This is a genomic window from Mesorhizobium sp. P2_H9, from assembly GCF_056403215.1.
Genome location: NZ_JBFUFX010000001.1, coordinates 175155 through 192631, shown reverse-complemented (window position 1 = coordinate 192631; position 17477 = coordinate 175155). Strand labels below are relative to the sequence as shown.

Below are 17477 nucleotides of genomic sequence, written 5' to 3'. Positions count from 1 at the left end.
TGCCTATGCGACGATCCGGAAGCCGACTGGTGCGCTCCATCCCTTGAGTTCCTCGACATCGATCCGCGAAACCCAGGCACCCGCCGGGCCCTTTCGCAGACGTTCGATCATTGTCGAGACCGCCGCCTCGGCGCCGGCAAGCCATGCCGTGACCGAGCCGTCCCTTTCGTTTCGCACCCAACCGGCAAGGCCCAACTCCGTCGCCTCGCCTCGCACCCAGATCCTGTAGCCGACACCCTGCACCTTGCCGTGTACGCGCGCCTGTACTGCCCTTTGCCGATCATCCATCGCTCTCTCCCATGCACAGAGTCTGGCGCAGGATCGTACGAAAGCAACAGGCTTGAACGGCGACGACGGGCCGGCGGACTAGTTCCCACGCGCCGCGGCGAGCGCGCCGGGCAGTTCCTCGGCAAAAATGTCGAGCTCGTGGTCGAGGCCGACGCTGACCCGAATACAGCGGTCGAGCACCGGCACCATCGGCTTGCGGATGAACACGTCGCGCGACAGCAGGCCCTGCAGCACTTTCAGCGCGAAGGCACCGTCATGGCCGCAATCGATGGTGACGAAATTGGTTGCTGATTGCAGCGGCCTCAGCCCGTTCGCCTCAGCGATCCCGGCGATGCGCCGGCGACCGGCCGCGACCCGCGCCACCACGGTTGCGAGATAATCCTGGTCGGCAAGCGCCTCGACTCCGGCGATCTGCGCCATGCGGCTGACGCCATAGTGGTTACGGATTTTTTCGAAATCGCGGATCACCTGCGCCTCAGCCACCGCGTAGCCGCAGCGTATGCCGGCCAGCCCATAGGCCTTCGAGAAAGTGCGCATACGAATGACGTTCGGCCTGGAAACGTCGTTCGGCGGCAGCGCCGTAACAGGTCCCAACTCGCCATACGCCTCGTCGAGCACCAGCATGGTGGTCTCGGGCAGCGCTTCGATGAAGCGGACAAGCTCGGCCGCTTCCCACCAACTGCCCATCGGGTTGTCGGGGTTGGAGAGATAGACCAGGGGCGCCTTGTCCTTGACGACCGCCGCCAGCAGGCCGTCCAGGCTCTCCCGATCGTTTTCATAGGGAACCGCGACCAGCCGGCCGCCGACGCCGGCAATGTGAAAATTGAAGGTCGGATAGGCGCCAAGCGAGGTCACCACGGCGTCACCAGGCGCCACATACATGCGCGCCACCAGGCTAAGCAGCCCGTCAATACCTTCGCCGACGACCACGTTTTCGGTGCCGACGCCGAGATGGGCGGCGGCGGCAACCTTCAGGTCGAAATTGTCGGGGTCGCAATACATCCACTGGTCGCGCGCGACGCTTTCCATGCGGGCAATGACGCGCGGCGAAGGCCCAAAACTGCTCTCATTGGCGCCGATACGAGCGCGAAAGGCACGGCCGCGATCGCGCTCCTGCGCCTCCGGGCCGACAAACGGCACCGTCGAGGGAAGCGCGCCGATGAGCGGCGTGAGGGGAGGGCGCTGGCGCATGGCAAAAAGGCTCGGTTGAAACGGGCCTTCTTGCTAGCGTGCGCGATTGAGCGGTGCAAGTTCCCGGAGGGGCGGAAAGCGCGGCCGGGAAGGCCGGAGTGAAAATCGACGCCAGACAATGGCACGGGCGATTCACGAAACGGCCGGGATCACAAGAGGCGCGCCCGGGCGATTCGTCTTATGCTGGATTTCGCCGGTCGTTTTTGGTAGCGAGGCGCGATGAACACACGAATGCCGCCCGCCTGGTCCAAGCATCTGAAGGCCCGAACTGCGCCAATCACCCAGCCAGCAGTCAAACAGCCACCTGTCAGTCAACCAAAAGCGAATCAGCAGTCGCGCGCGCAAGCCGACGACATGTTGCTGCGACAGGCGATTGAACTTCAGCAAGCGAAGAAGTTTCCAGAGGCCGAGGAATTGTGTCATCGCGTTCTGGCGAGAACGCCCAACCACCCGCTTTCGCTGTACATACTTGGCACGCTGGGGCTCAATTTCGACGCCGAGCTGGCCTTGAGATATTTCGCGCGCGCGGTCGGCGAGGCGCCTCAAAATCCCTATTTCCACCTCAGTCTGGCCGAGGCCTATCTGAAGGTCGGCGAACAGGCGACTGCCGTCAGGCACCTGCAGCGCGCCTGTGAATTGAAGCCCGACCTGGTGGAAGCGCTTTGCGTGCTGGGGCGCGCCTATGTCGAACTCGGCAAGGCCGAGATGGCCCTGCCGCTGTACGAGAAGGCGCTCAAGGTCAACAGCAATCATCCTCTGGTCCGAACAGGTCTGGCCAGCGCACTTACCAGTCTCGGTCGGATGGACGAAGCCACCGTCTATCTTAGGGAGGCGATTGAGCGCCGCATCGAAATGCCGGGCGCCTACATCGACTTTGTGCAGACGCGCAAATTCACCGAAGAGCCAGCCGAACTCCAGTCAATCCTGCATGAACTCGACAGCCCCGACCTTGCCCCGGAAGGCGCGCAGCAGCTTCATCATGCCGCCGGCAAAGTGCTGAACGACCTTCGGCGTTATGACGAGGCGATGGAACAATTTCAGAAAGCCAAGCAGGCCGCTGGCTACGATTTCGACCTCGAATCCTATCGTCGCTGGGTCGATTCAGTGATCGACATCTTCAGCCCGGAGATGTTGGCAACCAAGGCCGGCTACGGCAGCCTGTCCGAAGCCCCTGTGTTTGTGCTCGGTATGCCCCGTTCGGGAACGACCCTGACGGAGCAAATCTGCGCGAGCCACCCTGATGTTCATGGCGCAGGGGAACTCAGCAAGCTACGGCGGGTCGCGAATGCAATCGGTTATACGAACCGGTCGGCAGCGCACCTGAAAGGATCGATCGCGTCGATCACCGCTGATCTGTCCAGGACGCTGGCTGAAGAACATCTGTCCTACCTCAGGCAGCGGGCTCCCGCCGCGCTCCGCATAGTCGACAAGATGCCGCACAATTTCGAGCTTGTCGGCCTCATCGGAATTCTCTTTCCCAACGCCCGCATCATTCATTGCCGCCGCGACGCCATCGATAATTGCCTTTCGTGCTTTGTTTTGAATTTCAACAAAGACCACAGCTACAACGCCGATCTGCGGAAACTTGGATTATATTACCGCGAGTATGATCGCTTGATGCGCCATTGGGGCAGGGTTTTCCCGGGCCGCATTTTCGAAAGCCGCTACGAGACGCTGGTTGCGGATCAGGAGACCCAATCGCATCATCTCATTGATCATCTCGGCCTGCCGTGGGACGACGCCTGCCTGGGCTTTTTCGACAAGGATCGCTCGGTCAACACCCCCAGTCGCTGGCAAGTTCGGCAACCGATCTACAAATCATCCGTCAAGCGCTGGAAAAACTATGAAGGTAAGCTCCAGCCGTTGATTGATGCCTTGGGTGACCTCGCGGACGTCTGAAGAGGTCATGATGGTGCTCGATGCGCGATCAAGGTTATGGAGACCCGCGACCCCGAGATCGGCTGGCTCATAGACTTTCGGGTTGCGACTGACGCGTGATCTCCAGACGGCGACCCGGTCTACGTTTGCGGCTGGCCGGGGTCGAAAGTTGTTGACATGAAAAAACCCGGCGGTTGCCCGCCGGGTTCGATTTCAGTCAGGCGTAGCCTGTTAGAACGAGCGCTGGAAGCGGAGGACGCCGCCGATGCTGTTCGTCTTGGTAGCGCCAGTCCAGTTGTCGAAGTTGTTGGTGCCAAAGTGGAGGTAATCAACTTCGCCCGTGAGCGTGAAGCCGGGGACAATATCGTAGGCGATGTTTGCCGCGACACCGACGTTCTTGCCTTCGTCATACGAGACCTGGGCGTTGAACTTGGTCTTCTCGTTGATGGTGTACGTACCGCCACCCCAGACTGCCCAGTTGCCGCTCCAAAGCTTGTAGAAGCTGCGGCCCTTGCCCGGGATGGCCCAGGTCGGATCCGTCAGATTGTCGTCCGTGCCGTAGCCGCCCATGATGAACAGCGACAGGTTCTGCATCGGGTTCACGTCAAGGCGAACCTTGCCAGCCCACTCTTCGTAGTTGCTGTCATAGGAGACGACGCCGGTAATCGCGCCCCAGCCCTGCGTGTACTTCACGCCGCCGACGACATTCGGGACGTAGCTGTCGATCGTGGCATCCGGAACGACGACCGAGCTGCTGCTCTGGTCGGAGCCTTCTTCCAGTGAGACCACCGCCGAGAAGCCGTTGCCGGCGTCGAAGTAGTACTGGATGACGTTGGTCTCGAAGCCGCCGTAGGGGATGAGCGTATCGTTGATGACGTTGCCGGCGTAGCCGATAAACGTATCGAAGGCCGATTCGTCAGCACCGACACGCAGACCACCAAGCTGGATCCAGGCGAAGTTCAGCGAAGCGCTTTGGTTGCCGTCCGAATAGTTGAAGCGGGTCTCGGTGTAGGTCTTCAAGGTGCCGAGTTCGGTTTCCTGGCCGGTATAGGTCTGCAGCGACAGGCGAGCCTGCTTGTGCCAGGTATCGTTGATGCCGCCGTCTTCGTGGTCCGTCGCCCGGCGGCCGGTGAACGCACCTTCGTCGCCGGCGCTGGCGTCATAGCGGACATAGCCGCCGATGCGCAGGCAGGTTTCGGTGCCGGGGATGTAGAAGTAGCCGGCGCCATAGACGTCGCAGATCTTGACGTATTCAGCGGGTTCCGGCTCGGCGACGACRACGGCGTCGGCGGCGCGCGCACCGGAAACTGCGATCAGGGCCGCAGCGGAGCCGAGAAGAAGGCTCTTGATGTTCATTTTCTGACCTCCAGTCAGAATCGAAGCTGGAGGTCGATGAAAAGCAGCGCTTTGTTCTGCTTTGCTGTTTTATTTCAAATAGATAAACCTTACGAGTCGCCTGCTGGCTCTGTCGGCCAAAACCGCTTGCTGGCGAAGGCCTTGCCTGATCCGGTCTTGAAATACCGCTCGAGCTGCCGTGCGTTGGCCTCGGTTTCAACCGCAATGTAGGTCTTCAAGGTCACAGGCAGATAGGCTTTTGTCGAAGTCACATAGCCCGATTGATGGGATTCGAGCCGGCGTCGGAGGTCGTTCGTCGATCCGACATAGACATCGCCGTTACGGAGCTGCAGGAAATACACGTACCACATGGTCCCCCTACACTACTTCGTAGCTTCGGGCGACACCCCACGCCCGCTTGCGGTTCCGGGTGGCCTGCCACCCGAAGCCCGCAGGGCGTAGGGTGGCGGAGAGGATGGGATTCGAACCCACGAGAAGCTTTTGACCTCTACTCCCTTAGCAGGGGAGCGCCTTCGACCACTCGGCCACCTCTCCGTTGCGCCGCTGGATAAAGAAAAGCGACGGCACAATCAACAAGCCGGGGCCATTATCATTGAAAAAACCGGCATCTGTCGAAACCCCACCTTCGCCATGCGGCGATTCTGCGGCAATTCGCTGGTTGGCGAGTCGGGACGTGGCCGCAATTCCGGCGGGCCATCGCCAGATTCAGCCTGAAAGCAAGGGCTGCAACGGGCCTGAAGGTTAATGAGAGCTTTCTGACTGAGGCCAAATCGTGTCATTTGTGCAACAACGCATTGGGATAGCGCCCGCATAGCCCTTTCGCCGGTACGATCATGGTTGAACGCTGCCGCCTCATGGGTAATGTCGAGTTCGAAGGAGCGGCGCGGTGCGCATCTTTTTCGGTAGTGGGGATGGGGCAGGGAACGCTGTCCTTCAGCAAAGAATACCCAGACCCGTTTTTTAACTTTTGACTGGAGGTCAGAAAATGAACATCAAGAGCCTTCTTCTCGGCTCCGCTGCGGCTCTGCTCGCAGTTTCCGGTGCGCGCGCCGCCGACGCCGTTGTCGTCGCCGAGCCGGAACCCGCTGAATACGTCAAGATCTGCGACGTCTACGGCGCTGGCTACTTCTACATCCCCGGCACCGAAACCTGCCTGCGCATCGGCGGCTATGTCCGCTACGACATCGGCGTGGGTGAAGGCGACGGCCTTACGGACGTCACCGATCACCTGGATGGCAGCCTCAACGACACCTACTACAAGCATGCGCGCTTCGCGCTGAAGACCTGGACCGGCCAGGAAACCGAGCTCGGCACCTTGAAGACCTACACCGAGACCCGCTTCAACTGGGAAACCCAGCGTGATGACGACAACTATGCCGTAGCTGCCGGCAGGGGTGTCTCGCTGAACTTCGCCTGGATCCAGCTCGGTGGTTTCCGCGTTGGTAAGGACGAGTCGGCCTGGGTGACGTTCAGCGGCTATGCCGGCAACGTCATTCAAGACTCCATCGTTGGTTACGGTGGCGATTTTGATACCGGCGTGGTCCAGTACCAGTTCGACGCAGGCAACGGCTTCTCGGCTGTGATCTCGCTCGAAGACGGCGCAGGCGTCAACACGGTCGACAGCTATGTTCCGCATGTCGTCGGCGGCGTGAAGTACACGCAGGGCTGGGGCTCGATCAGCGCTACCGGCGCCTATGACAGCGTCTGGGAAGAGTGGGCCGCCAAGGTTCGCCTCGACGTAACCCCAGTGCAGAACCTGGCTCTCTTCGTTATGGCCAACTACGGCTCGGACGATAACGTCAACCACAACTCCTTCAAGAACTGGGACGGCAACTGGGCTGCGTATGTTGGTGCCACCTACACCATCAACGAGAAGACCTCGTTGAATGCTCAGGTCTCCTATGATGAAGGCAAGGACCTCGGTGTGGCTGCGAACATCTCGTACGACATCGTTCCCGGCTTCACGATCATCGGTGAAGTCGACTACTTCAATCGTAAGGCCTTTACGGACGCTCAGGGTGTAGTTGTCCGCGCTGCTGACGACGATGGTTTCGGCGGCATGCTCCGCTTCCAGCGCTCGTTCTAAGGGCTGGTTCCTTACAGGTAAAATTCAGCCCGGGCGCTTCAACGCCCGGGCTGTTTTGTTTTCGTGGCTTGGCCATGGCAGGGAGAAGGAGAAGGGGGTTCGGGTAGCTGAACAGTCCGTGGGCTGATTTCGTGGGATCCACCGACGGTGGATGAAATCACGACTGCGTGATCAAATCTCTTGAAAGGACGCTTCCAAGCGGGTAGGTCTGATCCACCCACTCGGGGGTGTGGCAAATAATGACGAACGAAGCGATTCAAGAGGGAGAACCCTCCGATCAGTTTTCGATGTTTTCTTCTCAAAATTCCAAGATACGATACAGCTACAACAAGATCCGAGAAGTAAAGTCGCATAGGGTTGGAGAGCTATTTTCAGCATACCGGGACATACTTTGGGATGATGGGCGGCATAAATACAATGTCAGCTCTTTCATCGGCGAAATAGACGAGATTCTGCTCGGCGAGCGTTTCAGCGCCTTTGACCAAAGCACCCTCGACAACCTTATCGGCACCTTGCGCCAACGCGGTAACAGCAACGCAACCATCAATCGCAAGATGGCTGCCCTCAGCAAACTGCTGCGCAAGGCTCATAAGATGGGGGATATCCACAGCCTGCCCGAGTTCCGCCGCCAGAAGGAGCGGGCGGGACGGATTCGTTTCCTCGAAAGGGACGAAGAGGCGCGGTTGTTCGCCGCCATCAAGAGCCGCAGCGAGGATGCTTATCGGCTTTCTGTCTTCCTGGTCGACTCAGGATGCCGCCTCGGCGAGGCGCTCGGGCTGATCTGGAACGACATCCAGGAACATCGCGTCTCCTTCTGGATCACCAAATCCGGCCGCAGCCGCACCATTCCGATGACCGAACGGGTCAAAGAGGTGATCAAGCTGCCGGTCACGGAAGGCCGCCGGCCCAAAGGTCCGTTCACCAAACTCAGCCAGGCGCAGTTCCGCGCCATCTGGAATGATGCGAAAGCCGAAGTCGGCCTTGGCGCCGACGATCAGGTGGTGCCGCATATATTGCGTCACACTTGCGCCTCGCGCCTTGTCCAGGGCGGCATCGACATCAGGCGCGTGCAGATGTGGCTCGGCCATCAGACGCTGTCGATGACCATGCGCTATGCGCATCTGGCCACCAACGATCTCGACGGCTGCGTCGTCGTGTTGGAGACGCCCCGCGGTGAGGGACTGGCCGGCAACACGGAAAAGTCGGTGTTCTCGTCTCCGCTGACCACGCCTTCGGCACCTGCGCAAAAGGCCGAAGCGGCAGTAGCGAAAGCTGCGAAGGGGCCCAGGAAAAGCTCGAAGGCCAAATAGTCCCGCCGCCCTGCATATACTGCAACAGCGACCCCAGGGTCAGTTTTGATCTTGGGGTTTACTTTGTTTGAGCCGCGTTTTTCGCACGGTCCAGAAAAGCCGCGATGGCGCCGGGCAGGCCGCCTGTCTCGAGGAAGGGTGCGTGGCCTTGGCCGTCGGCGGTGATCGCTTCCATGCCGGGATGGCGCTTGCCCATCTCCTGGATCGTTTCGACCGACAGCAGTCTCGAATTGGCGCCACGTATGGCAAGCATTGGTATGGCCGCCAGCGCCTCGAACTGCGGCCACAGATCCGGCAACGGCTTGCTGAGGTCAAGACCCGCCAGTGTCTCGAGCAGCCTCGAGTCGAAATCCGGCATCAGCCCACGATCCGTCTCGCGGTAAAGCGCCGACACCATCCGCCCCCAATCCGCCTCGGTCAGCGCGGGAAAATCACCGCCATGCGCGGCGCGCTGGGCGCTGACCGCCTCAGTACGGGTTTTCGGCTTCGGCGCGGGATCGAGATAGGAGCGGATATGGGCAAGTCCATCCGCCTCGATCACCGGGCCGATGTCGTTGAGAACGATGGCTTTGAGCGCGGCCGGCTGCATCGCGCCGAGCACATGGATGATCAGCCCGCCGCGCGACGTGCCGATGAAGGCCGCTTCCGCGATGTTGAGCGCCGCCAGCCCGGCGAGGATATCGCCCGCTTCGACGCCGACATTGTAATGGCTGATATCAGGGTCGTAGGCGGATTGGCCGCGGCCGCGATAATCGAAAGCGACGATCTTTCGCGGTTTTTCCGATTGCGTCGAGAGGTACAGCGCCAGCTCGTGAAAGTCGCGAGCGTTGCGGGTCAGGCCAGGCAGGCAGACGACCGGCCAGTGTTCGGAGTCCGCTTCGCCATAGACACGGGCATGGAGTGTCAGCCCGTCCGGAGCGGCGTAGAAGAAATCGTAAAAGCCTTCAGTGCTCGACATAGAAAAGGACTCTCTAGCGGATCGTCTCCGACTGCTACAGACGAGGGCTGGGATGGTCAAATCGGAGGTCTTCCCTTCTCCCCTTGTGGGAGAAGGTGGATCGGCGCGCTAGCGCCGAGGCGGATGAGGGGTGTTCCAGCGGAGTGAGGCGTTGGCATTTCCTGGACCCCCCCTCATCCGTCGCCTTCGGCGACACCTCCTCCCACAAGGGGAGAAGGAGAGAAAAGCCTCAGCTCCGGCCGTTCACCAGGTCGCCCACAATGTCGTACTTCCCCGAAATACGCATCTTGTAGACCTCGTAATTCTCCATAACGCGCTGCACGTAACTTCTTGTTTCCGTGTAGGGAATCCGCTCGATCCAGTCGACGACTGCATCGATGTCCTTGCCGCGCGGGTCGCCATACTTCGCCACCCACTGGCTGGCGCGGTTGGGACCGGCATTGTAGCCGGCGAAGGTCAGCACATAGGAGCCGTTGAAGCGGTCGAGCTGCTCGCCGAGGAAGGCGGCGCCCAAGGTCGCGTTGTAGCCGGCATCGCTGGTCAACCTTTCCGGTGAGAAGGTCATTCCGGCCTTCTTGGCCAATTGCTTGGCGGTCCCCGGCATCAGTTGCAGTAGCCCGCGCGCGCCGGCGCTGGACACCGCGCCGATGTTGAACTCGCTTTCCTGGCGGGCGATCGCATAGGCCAGCGCCTTGCCCGAGCCGGAAATATTGGCCGAATCGGGAATGACGCCCAGCGGATGCGACAGCGCGCCGACATCGATACCGCGCGCCCCGGCGATCTTGCCGACCTTCAGCGCCATGAAATGATTGCCCTGCTTTTCCGCCAGCACCGCCAGCAGCGCCAGCTCGCCGGGGCTGGTCAATTGCCCGGCGAGATCGCGGTAGAGCGTATCGGCATAGCGGTCATAGCCCGCTTCCTGCAGCCGCTTGATGGCGCTGACCGCTTCGCGTCCGTCAAAGCTTTGGCGGTCTGCGTTGCTTGGCTCGGGGTAGACGATGTTCAGCGTGCGCAGGCCAACCCGTTCCGCCGCCAACTGGCCGTAGAAAGTGGTGCCATAGGCCGCTGCCTTGGTGAAATAATCCTTCGCATCGCCGGGACCGCCGACTTCCGCCGCGCGGCCAAGCCAGTAATAGGCGCGCGACAGCGACATCGGCCCCTGCGCAAGGTCGGCGATGCGGGCAAAATGTCCGGACGCGATGCCGGGATCGTTGAGGCCTCGCAGTGCATACCAGCCGGCGTGGAATTCGGCCTCGGCGGCACTGGCGGGGCTTTCGGCGGCATGTGCGACAACGATCTTGTAGGCGCTCTTCCAGTCGCCCTGGTCGACCAGTGCGCGCGACAGCACGCGGCGCTCGACCCACCAGGCATCGGGATCGACCAGCGCGTCGCGATCGGTTGGCGCTTTCATTACCACCGCGGCGGCGTCTGCAAACTTCCGCTGCTTGCGCAGACATTCGGCTTGCGCGAAGAAATAGCCGGCCGATCGCTGCGCTACAGGCACTGCTTTCAAGAGCTTGGCCGCGTTCTTGTCGCCACGCGAGGCGGCGGCCCAGGCATCGGCCAGCGGTTGCGCGCCGGCAAGTGCTGCGACCCGCAGCGCCGAATTCTCCCGGTCGGCATAAAACATCCGTTCCATGCGGAAACGATGGTCGGCAGCCGGGATGATGGCGCCAAACTCCTTGACGACGGCCGCTTCGTCTTTGGCTTCCAGCTTTTCGGTGCGCCAGAACGGCGTCAGCACCGAGAGCGCCGTCTTGGTGTTGCCAAGCGCCACATAGGAGCGGGCCAGGATCACCACGCCTTCGAAGGTCAGCGGTTGGCTTCCGTCAAAGGCTTTCACCACCGTCTGCGGCGAAGGGCTTTCGCGGTAGAGCGCGCGCTCGCTGTTCTTGCGCAAGGCAATGGTGCCCGGCCAGTTCGGCAGCATCTTTGCGGTATCGGCAATCTCGCTGCTCGGCACACGGTCGCCGCCATAGAGCGCGATCGCCCAAGCCAGGATATGGCGGTCCAGCGAATTGGCCGGCAATGTTTCGCGCACGGCGCGTGCCGCGGCAATATCGCCGGTCGCCAACGCGTCGAGACCGCCTTTCAACACGACGATACTGGCGGAGGGCGCATCGGTCTGCGCTCCGTCCTGCAGGCCAGGCATCGGGATCGATGAGGTCGTCTGCTCGTCGACGCTCTCGTTTGTCGCAGTCCCCGCTATCAGCAGGGCAACGGCGCCAAGCAATACGAAGCGGAGTGGCCGACTGGCCGGCATGATCCTGATCTTTCCCTGTTGCGGCACATTAAATGGCAAGCCCAGGTGCCTGAGAGCCTAGACTTAGGTCGTGAAGAGCCCGTAAACAAAGGGTTAGCGAGGTCGGTCGAATTGCGCGTGCTGGCACCATGGCAATGCTTGCCGCGCAACAATGTCGAGACTATGGTGCGCCGCTTCGCTTTCGGCTAGAAGGCGCACGACAAACCCAAGAAGACAAAACCTGAGAAGTCCCAAGGAGTTGGACGACATGCTGAGAGGCTCGCTTACTGCGCTCGTGACACCGTTCGAAAAGAGCGGGCGTTTCGACGAGAAAGCCTTTCGCGCTTTCGTCGAGTGGCAACTTGGCGAGGGCACCACGGGTCTTGTGCCTGTCGGCACCACCGGCGAGTCGCCGACGCTGTCGCATGACGAGCACCGCCAGGTCGTCAAGGTGTGCATCGAGGTGGCCAAGGGCCGGGCTCCGGTCGTCGCCGGCGCCGGCTCCAACAACACCGCAGAAGCGGTTGGTCTGGTCCAATACGCCGAAAAGGCCGGTGCCGACGCGGTACTCGTCGTCACGCCGTACTACAACAAGCCGACGCAGCGCGGCCTCTATGCGCATTTCGCCGCGGTCGCTCGCGCGACCACCCTGCCGATCATCATCTACAATATCCCGCCGCGCTCGGTCATCGACATGAGCCCGGAGACGATGGGCCAGTTGGCGCACGACTTCAAGAACATCGTCGGCGTCAAGGATGCCACCGGCAAGGTCGAGCGGGTTTCCGAGCAGCGCGCCACTTGTGGCAAGGATTTCATCCAGCTTTCGGGCGAGGATGCTTCGGCGCTCGGCTTCAACGCCCATGGCGGCGTCGGCTGCATCTCGGTGACCTCGAACGTCGCGCCGCGGCTCTGCGCCGAATTCCAGGAGGCGACGCTGTCCGGCGACAGCGCCAAGGCGCTGGAACTGCAGGACCGTTTGCTGCCGCTGCACAAGGCGATCTTCCTCGAGCCCGGCGTTTCCGGCGCCAAATACGCACTGTCGAAGTTGGGCAAGGTCGAGAACGTCCTGCGTTCGCCGCTGATGACGGTCGAGCAGTCGACCGCCGACAGGATCGATGCGGCCATGAAGCACGCCGGCTTGATAAATTGAGGATGAGGCGCCACCTCTCCACATCATGAATCAAGTCAGAAAAGCCGATCCCAACAACAAAACCGTTGCGGAAAACCGCAAGGCGCGGTTTTCCTATGAGGTGCTCGACACGGTCGAGGCCGGCCTGGTGCTGACCGGCACCGAGGTCAAGTCGCTGCGCCAGGGTCAGGCCAACATCCAGGACAGCTACGCCTCGGTCGAGGGCGGCGAGATCTGGCTGATCAATTCCTATCTGCCGGAATATCTGCAGGCCAACCGCTTCAACCACGAGCCTAGGAGGCGCCGCAAGCTGCTGCTCAACAAACGCGAGATGGCAAAGCTGTCGCAAAGCATCGAGCGCGAAGGCATGACGCTGGTGCCGCTGAAAATCTATTTCAACGACCAGGGCCGCGCCAAGCTCCTGCTCGCCGTAGGCCGCGGCAAGAAACTGCACGACAAGCGCGAGACCGAAAAACAGCGCGACTGGTCGCGCGAGAAGGGCCGGCTTATGAAGGAACGAGGCTAAGAACCTCAGCCCCAGAAAAGCCAGACATTCAGCTTTCAAGGTTCGAACTGCTGCAGCGGCAACGTGCGGAGAAAGCTTGAAGAACCGGATTATCCTATGGAGCGCGGCCAGTCTGGTCGTTGCGGGCATCGTAGCGGCAAGCGGCTTTTTCTATTTCAAGACATTCTCACCGGATCGCGACTCTTATCCGGTCAGGGGCATCGACGTTTCCCATCATCAGGGCGAGATCGACTGGCGACGCGTCGCTGCCGACGATGTTGCCTTCGCCGTCATCAAGGCGACCGAAGGCGGCGACCATGTCGACGATGCTTTCGCCACCAATCTGCGCGAGGCTCGCGCCGCCGGTCTTGCCGTCGGCGCCTACCACTTCTTCACCTTCTGCCGGCCGGGTGCCGACCAGGCGAAGAATTTCATTGCGGTGGTGCCGCGTGATCAGCCGCTGCTGCCGCCGGTGGTCGACGTCGAATTCGGCGGCAATTGCCCACAGCGGCCATCCCCCGAACAGCTCAATGCCGAACTCCAGGCATTCCTCGGTCCTGTCGAGGCGGCATTCGGCAAGACGGCAATCGTCTATCTGACCGACGAGGCTGCGGAGACCTATGCCGGGCAGATCGTCGCCCGGCCACACTGGCTGCGTTCGCTGCTAGCGCGGCCAAGTCAGGATGACTGGATCTACTGGCAATATCACAACCGGGGCCGCGTCGATGGCATCAGCGGCGATGTCGACCTGAATGTTCTTCAGGGCGGGCAGGAGAAGCTGGCTGCGCTGTTTGCAGCGCCTGAATCGGCTCCCGCACAAACCCTGCCTTAGCCCTGAATCAGACGGCTTTGGCCGCAGGTCTGGCGACAGCCGAAAAGGCCATCCCCGCAGCCATGATCAGGATGGCGGCGAACTGGGTGCCGGTCGGCGTTTCATCGAGCACCGTCATGGCGATCAGGACCGTTGCGATCGGCACACATGGCATGAACAGCGATGCCGTCTGCGACCCCAGCCGTCGGACGACATAGGTATAGAGGAACATGGCGGCCGCACCGGCCAAAAAACCCTGAATGGCGATCTGGCTGGCGATCTCGGCCACTGATGCGGCGCGAAGACCGCTCGGTGCAAAGAGATAGAGAATCGGCAGCGGCAGGCATGACAGGAGCACGACCGTTGCGGTCGCCGTAACCGGATCGACACGCCAGCGCCGTACAAGAACGGCATAGGCGGCAAACATCATGCCTGATCCGATGAACAGAAGATCGCCGAAGAGGACACCCTTCATGCCGCTGTCTGTGCGCACCGGCGCAATGAACAGGATCAGCCCGGCAATGATGGCGGCAACGCCGATGGCTCGCTGGTGCGAGGCTTTGTCGGTGGTGGCGATGTGCGACAGCACGAATGAGAAGAAAACGATCGAGGCAGGGCAGAGTGCTGCGCCATGCGCGGCAGGCGCATAGGTCAGGCCCCAGTTGATGATGATCGGGTAGGGCAGCCCGGCCAGTGCCGCCAGCGTCAGCGCGCGCCGCCAGTCCAACACCTTGATATCAGCCAGGCCAATGCGCCAGACCACCGGCAGCATGACCATGCCGGCCCCGACAAAGCGCAAGGTCGCGAGATCCGTCGCCGTCAGATGCTCTCTCAGGCTGAAGCGGGCTGCGACGAACTGCACGGCGTAGATGCCGATCATGGCCATGCCGGCAAGGATTGCCGGCTTCGTGTTTCGGTTCTCTGTCGCGCGCATGCTCATCCCGCTCGATCCTGCCAACGGAGGTTTTTTCTCCGGACGGCTTTCGTTGGAAGCGCAGCCTATTGTTGAAAATGGTGCGACAAAATATGCTGTTTTCGCGATATGAAAGTGCAATTCACACAAATAAGGCAATCCGAACGTGAATCATGAATCCGATCAGCTCGATGCCATCGACCGCAGCTTGCTGCGGTTGCTGCAGGAGGACGGGCGTCGCACCACGCTCGATCTCGCAGCCCGTGTCGGCCTGTCGCCGACCGGCACCAGCCAGCGGGTGAAGCGCCTTTTCCGCGACGGTTTCATCACTGCGGTCCGGGCTGTGCTCAATCCGCAAAAGATCGGCCGCGGCACACTCGTCTTCATCGAAGTCAGGCTCGACCAGGCGGCGCCGCATGTGTTCGACCGTTTCGCCGAGGCGGTGGCCAAAGCCCCTGAAGTGCTTGAATGCCATATGGTCGTCGGCGGCTTCGACTATCTGGTCAAGGCGCGCATTTCGGAAATGGCCGCCTATCAGGATTTCCTCAAGCGCGTGATCCTGCCGCTGCCGGGTGTCAGGGAAACGCACACCTATGCGTCGATATCGGACGTGAAGCCGGACGCGCTGCTGCCGGTGTGAGATGGCGCGCCTGAAGTCAGGCGGCTTGAGAGACCTCCGGCGCCAGCGTCACATTAGCGTCGCCCCAGACTTTCAGGGCGGTGATCACCGGCTCCAGGCTCCTGCCACGCGGCGTCAGGCTGTATTCCACCTTCGGCGGCACCTGTGCATAGACCTTGCGGGCGATGAGCCCGTCCGTCTCCAATTCGCGAAGCTGGTTTGTCAGCATGCGTTGTGTGCAGTTCGGGATGCGCCGGCGAATCTCGTTGAAGCGCATCGTGCCCGCGAGCAGATGGAAAAGCACGACGCCTTTCCACTTCCCGTCGATATAGCGAAGCGTTCCCTCCACGGTGCAGCCGGGGCTGCAGTCGAATCGCTCATGGCGGATGCGCGGCATGACGGTATCCTTTTCGACACTATGTGCTTTATATGTGCATTCTTGCGCTTTGCGAGCATAAGCCGCATCTCTCCCCCCGACAACGCCCAACAGCAATTGCGGAGATAACAGAATGCGCGCCGTCGGCTACCAGATCCCAGCCCCCATCACCGATGAGGCCTCCCTTGTCGATATCGACCTGCCCAAGCCAGAGCCGAAGGGCCGTCAATTGCTGGTCGAGGTGAAGGCGATCTCGGTCAATCCGGTCGACACCAAGATACGGAGGAGCGCCAAACCCGAAGCCGGAAGCTGGCGCGTGCTTGGTTGGGACGCTGCGGGCCAGGTGGTCGCGACGGGTCCGGACGCCAGCCTGTTCAAAACAGGAGATGATGTCTTCTATTCCGGTGCGCTGGCGTTGCAAGGCACCAATGCCGAGTTCCACCTTGTCGATGAGCGCCTTGTCGGCTGCAAACCGAGCTCGCTCCACTATGCTGAGGCGGCGGCGCTTCCGCTGACGGCGATCACCGCCTTTGAGGCGCTGTTCGATCGCCTTGACGTGAAGAAGCCTGTCATCGGCGCCGCAAACGCCATCCTGATCATCGGTGGCGCCGGCGGCGTCGGCTCGATTGCAGTCCAGCTTGCGCGCCAATTGACCGACCTGACGGTGATCGCCACCGCATCGAGGCCCGAAACGCGCGACTGGGTGCTCGGGCTTGGCGCCCATCATGTCATCGACCATTCCAAGCCGCTGGCTGCAGAAATCGGTGCCCTCGGCATCGGCGCACCGGCCTTTGTGTTCTCGACAACCAACACTGATAAACACTTGGCCGCGATCGCCGAATTGATCGCACCGCAAGGCCGTTTCGGCTTGATCGACGACCCCCAGGTGCTCGACATCAATCCGTTCAAGCGCAAGAGCGTTTCGGTCCATTGGGAACTGATGTTCACCCGCTCACTGTTCGAGACGCAGGACATGGCCGCACAGGGTGAGCATCTGAACGAACTGTCCCGGCTTGTCGACGCCGGCACCATCCGCACCACCCTGGGCGAGACGTTCGGTCCTATCAATGCCGCCAATCTGAAGCGCGCCCATGCGCTGATCGAGACCGGCAGCGCCAAGGGCAAGATCGTGCTGGAAGGGTTCTGAAGGGCGCGGCTATTTCCGTAGGAACGCCGCGATCTCGGTGAAGACGTTGACGAACATCGCTTCCGTCAGCACGCCTGTGTTGGTGTTGTAGCGCGAGCAGTGATAGCTGGAAAACAGCGTGATGCCGCCGGCTTGCAGCTTTCCGCCATGCTTGAACGGGTAGGCGGCGACACGCCCACCCAGTGCCCTGACGGTCGACTGGTGGGCGATCGAGCCCAGCGCCAGCACGGCGCGCAGATTTGGAAAGCGTGCGATCGTCGGCACCAGGAACGTCCGGCAGGTGGTAATCTCGGCGCCCACCGGCTTGTTCTCCGGCGGCACGCAGCGCACCGCATTGGTGATCGCCGTGCCGACAAGTTGCAGCCCGTCGTCCGGCCGCGCCTTGAACTCGCCGCGCGCAAAACCGTGTGCGATCAATGTGGAGTAGAGCAGGTCGCCGGCATAGTCGCCGGTGAACGGGCGTCCTGTGCGATTCGCGCCGCGCAGGCCGGGAGCCAAGCCGACGATCAGCAGCCGCACGGCGTCCTCGCCCTGCGGAGGCAGGAAGGTCGGCACCGGTGCATTGAACCAGGACGGTTCGCGCTGCCGCCACTCGGCGATGAACTCATGCAGCCGCGGGCAGAGCGGGCAGTCGCGGCCGGGTTCGGAGGAGGCAAGGGCACTCAAGG

The 17477-nt window shown here is 61.5% G+C and carries 17 protein-coding genes and 1 tRNA gene; 8 read left to right on the top strand and 10 right to left on the bottom strand.

The window, feature by feature from the left end; all coding sequences use genetic code 11:
- Positions 1 to 3: 3 nt before the first annotated feature.
- Together AC1DXN_RS01025 and AC1DXN_RS01020 are read right to left on the bottom strand one after the other, a co-directional pair.
- Positions 4 to 288, bottom strand: a complete 285-nt coding sequence (locus AC1DXN_RS01025; protein WP_477272105.1) for an acylphosphatase — start codon at positions 286 to 288, stop codon at positions 4 to 6.
- A 78-nt stretch (positions 289 to 366) separates the two neighbouring features.
- Entirely contained in the window at positions 367 to 1479 is a 1113-nt protein-coding gene (locus tag AC1DXN_RS01020) for a pyridoxal phosphate-dependent aminotransferase (protein WP_477272107.1), read from the bottom strand.
- A 219-nt stretch (positions 1480 to 1698) separates the two neighbouring features.
- Between AC1DXN_RS01020 and AC1DXN_RS01015 the strand changes: the two genes are divergently transcribed.
- Positions 1699 to 3378: a tetratricopeptide repeat-containing sulfotransferase family protein gene (locus tag AC1DXN_RS01015; protein WP_477272109.1), complete on the top strand. Its 1680-nt coding sequence runs from the start codon at positions 1699 to 1701 to the stop codon at positions 3376 to 3378.
- A gap of 210 nt (positions 3379 to 3588) precedes the next feature.
- Here the strand turns inward: AC1DXN_RS01015 and AC1DXN_RS01010 are convergent, their stop codons facing one another.
- From AC1DXN_RS01010 to AC1DXN_RS01000, 3 genes are all read right to left on the bottom strand, one after another.
- The gene (locus tag AC1DXN_RS01010; protein WP_477272111.1) at positions 3589 to 4713 is read right to left on the bottom strand and encodes a porin; all 1125 of its coding nucleotides are present in this window, start codon (positions 4711 to 4713) and stop codon (positions 3589 to 3591) included.
- Between the two features lie 89 nt (positions 4714 to 4802).
- The gene (locus AC1DXN_RS01005) at positions 4803 to 5063 is read right to left on the bottom strand and encodes a GIY-YIG nuclease family protein (RefSeq protein ID WP_477272113.1); all 261 of its coding nucleotides are present in this window, start codon (positions 5061 to 5063) and stop codon (positions 4803 to 4805) included.
- Positions 5064 to 5156: 93 nt separating this feature from the next.
- A tRNA-Ser gene (locus AC1DXN_RS01000) sits at positions 5157 to 5247 on the bottom strand.
- Between the two features lie 451 nt (positions 5248 to 5698).
- Here AC1DXN_RS01000 and AC1DXN_RS00995 point away from each other — a divergent pair.
- Positions 5699 to 6799 carry a porin gene (locus AC1DXN_RS00995; RefSeq protein WP_477421432.1) on the top strand — a complete coding sequence of 367 codons (1101 nt, stop codon included), beginning with the start codon at positions 5699 to 5701 and terminating at the stop codon, positions 6797 to 6799.
- Positions 6800 to 7035: 236 nt separating this feature from the next.
- Entirely contained in the window at positions 7036 to 8109 is a 1074-nt protein-coding gene (locus tag AC1DXN_RS00990) for a tyrosine-type recombinase/integrase (protein ID WP_477272435.1), read from the top strand.
- Between the two features lie 58 nt (positions 8110 to 8167).
- On the opposite strand, the gene AC1DXN_RS00985 is transcribed toward AC1DXN_RS00990, so the two are convergent.
- On the bottom strand, positions 8168 to 9067 hold the full coding sequence (locus AC1DXN_RS00985; protein ID WP_477272117.1) for an alpha/beta fold hydrolase: 900 nt from the start codon (positions 9065 to 9067) through the stop codon (positions 8168 to 8170).
- A gap of 229 nt (positions 9068 to 9296) precedes the next feature.
- Positions 9297 to 11330: a lytic transglycosylase domain-containing protein gene (locus AC1DXN_RS00980; RefSeq protein WP_477272119.1), complete on the bottom strand. Its 2034-nt coding sequence runs from the start codon at positions 11328 to 11330 to the stop codon at positions 9297 to 9299.
- A 247-nt stretch (positions 11331 to 11577) separates the two neighbouring features.
- Between AC1DXN_RS00980 and dapA the strand changes: the two genes are divergently transcribed.
- The 3 genes from dapA (at position 11578) to AC1DXN_RS00965 (ending at position 13775) form a co-directional block, all read left to right on the top strand.
- Complete coding sequence (gene dapA / locus AC1DXN_RS00975; protein ID WP_477272121.1) at positions 11578 to 12459, top strand: 4-hydroxy-tetrahydrodipicolinate synthase; 882 nt, start codon at positions 11578 to 11580, stop codon at positions 12457 to 12459.
- Positions 12460 to 12484: 25 nt separating this feature from the next.
- The gene (gene smpB, locus AC1DXN_RS00970) at positions 12485 to 12964 is read left to right on the top strand and encodes an SsrA-binding protein SmpB (RefSeq protein ID WP_436259044.1); all 480 of its coding nucleotides are present in this window, start codon (positions 12485 to 12487) and stop codon (positions 12962 to 12964) included.
- A 76-nt stretch (positions 12965 to 13040) separates the two neighbouring features.
- Positions 13041 to 13775: a glycoside hydrolase family 25 protein gene (locus AC1DXN_RS00965; protein WP_477272123.1), complete on the top strand. Its 735-nt coding sequence runs from the start codon at positions 13041 to 13043 to the stop codon at positions 13773 to 13775.
- 7 nt (positions 13776 to 13782) lie between these two features.
- On the opposite strand, the gene AC1DXN_RS00960 is transcribed toward AC1DXN_RS00965, so the two are convergent.
- A complete protein-coding gene (locus AC1DXN_RS00960) occupies positions 13783 to 14694 on the bottom strand; it encodes a DMT family transporter (protein WP_477272125.1) in 912 nt (303 codons plus the stop codon).
- A gap of 139 nt (positions 14695 to 14833) precedes the next feature.
- On the opposite strand from AC1DXN_RS00960, the gene AC1DXN_RS00955 reads away from it, so the two are divergent.
- A complete protein-coding gene (locus AC1DXN_RS00955) occupies positions 14834 to 15307 on the top strand; it encodes an Lrp/AsnC family transcriptional regulator (protein WP_023727560.1) in 474 nt (157 codons plus the stop codon).
- Positions 15308 to 15323: 16 nt separating this feature from the next.
- On the opposite strand, the gene AC1DXN_RS00950 is transcribed toward AC1DXN_RS00955, so the two are convergent.
- Positions 15324 to 15683, bottom strand: coding sequence for a winged helix-turn-helix transcriptional regulator (locus AC1DXN_RS00950; protein ID WP_477243893.1), 360 nt, complete (start codon positions 15681 to 15683; stop codon positions 15324 to 15326).
- A 112-nt stretch (positions 15684 to 15795) separates the two neighbouring features.
- On the opposite strand from AC1DXN_RS00950, the gene AC1DXN_RS00945 reads away from it, so the two are divergent.
- Positions 15796 to 16809: a zinc-binding alcohol dehydrogenase family protein gene (locus AC1DXN_RS00945; protein WP_477272127.1), complete on the top strand. Its 1014-nt coding sequence runs from the start codon at positions 15796 to 15798 to the stop codon at positions 16807 to 16809.
- A 9-nt stretch (positions 16810 to 16818) separates the two neighbouring features.
- On the opposite strand, the gene AC1DXN_RS00940 is transcribed toward AC1DXN_RS00945, so the two are convergent.
- Positions 16819 to 17475 (bottom strand): uracil-DNA glycosylase, encoded by a 657-nt coding sequence (locus tag AC1DXN_RS00940; protein WP_477272129.1) that lies wholly within the window; start codon positions 17473 to 17475, stop codon positions 16819 to 16821.
- Positions 17476 to 17477: the final 2 nt, after the last annotated feature.

Coding starts and splice junctions, on each gene's coding strand:
- AC1DXN_RS01025 (WP_477272105.1), bottom strand. CDS start 288: ATGGATGATCGGCAAAGGGCAGTACAGGCGCGCGTACACGGCAAGGTG.
- AC1DXN_RS01020 (WP_477272107.1), bottom strand. CDS start 1,479: ATGCGCCAGCGCCCTCCCCTCACGCCGCTCATCGGCGCGCTTCCCTCG.
- AC1DXN_RS01015 (WP_477272109.1), top strand. CDS start 1,699: ATGAACACACGAATGCCGCCCGCCTGGTCCAAGCATCTGAAGGCCCGA.
- AC1DXN_RS01005 (WP_477272113.1), bottom strand. CDS start 5,063: ATGTGGTACGTGTATTTCCTGCAGCTCCGTAACGGCGATGTCTATGTC.
- AC1DXN_RS00995 (WP_477421432.1), top strand. CDS start 5,699: ATGAACATCAAGAGCCTTCTTCTCGGCTCCGCTGCGGCTCTGCTCGCA.
- AC1DXN_RS00985 (WP_477272117.1), bottom strand. CDS start 9,067: ATGTCGAGCACTGAAGGCTTTTACGATTTCTTCTACGCCGCTCCGGAC.
- AC1DXN_RS00980 (WP_477272119.1), bottom strand. CDS start 11,330: ATGCCGGCCAGTCGGCCACTCCGCTTCGTATTGCTTGGCGCCGTTGCC.
- dapA (WP_477272121.1), top strand. CDS start 11,578: ATGCTGAGAGGCTCGCTTACTGCGCTCGTGACACCGTTCGAAAAGAGC.
- smpB (WP_436259044.1), top strand. CDS start 12,485: ATGAATCAAGTCAGAAAAGCCGATCCCAACAACAAAACCGTTGCGGAA.
- AC1DXN_RS00960 (WP_477272125.1), bottom strand. CDS start 14,694: ATGAGCATGCGCGCGACAGAGAACCGAAACACGAAGCCGGCAATCCTT.
- AC1DXN_RS00950 (WP_477243893.1), bottom strand. CDS start 15,683: ATGCCGCGCATCCGCCATGAGCGATTCGACTGCAGCCCCGGCTGCACC.
- AC1DXN_RS00945 (WP_477272127.1), top strand. CDS start 15,796: ATGCGCGCCGTCGGCTACCAGATCCCAGCCCCCATCACCGATGAGGCC.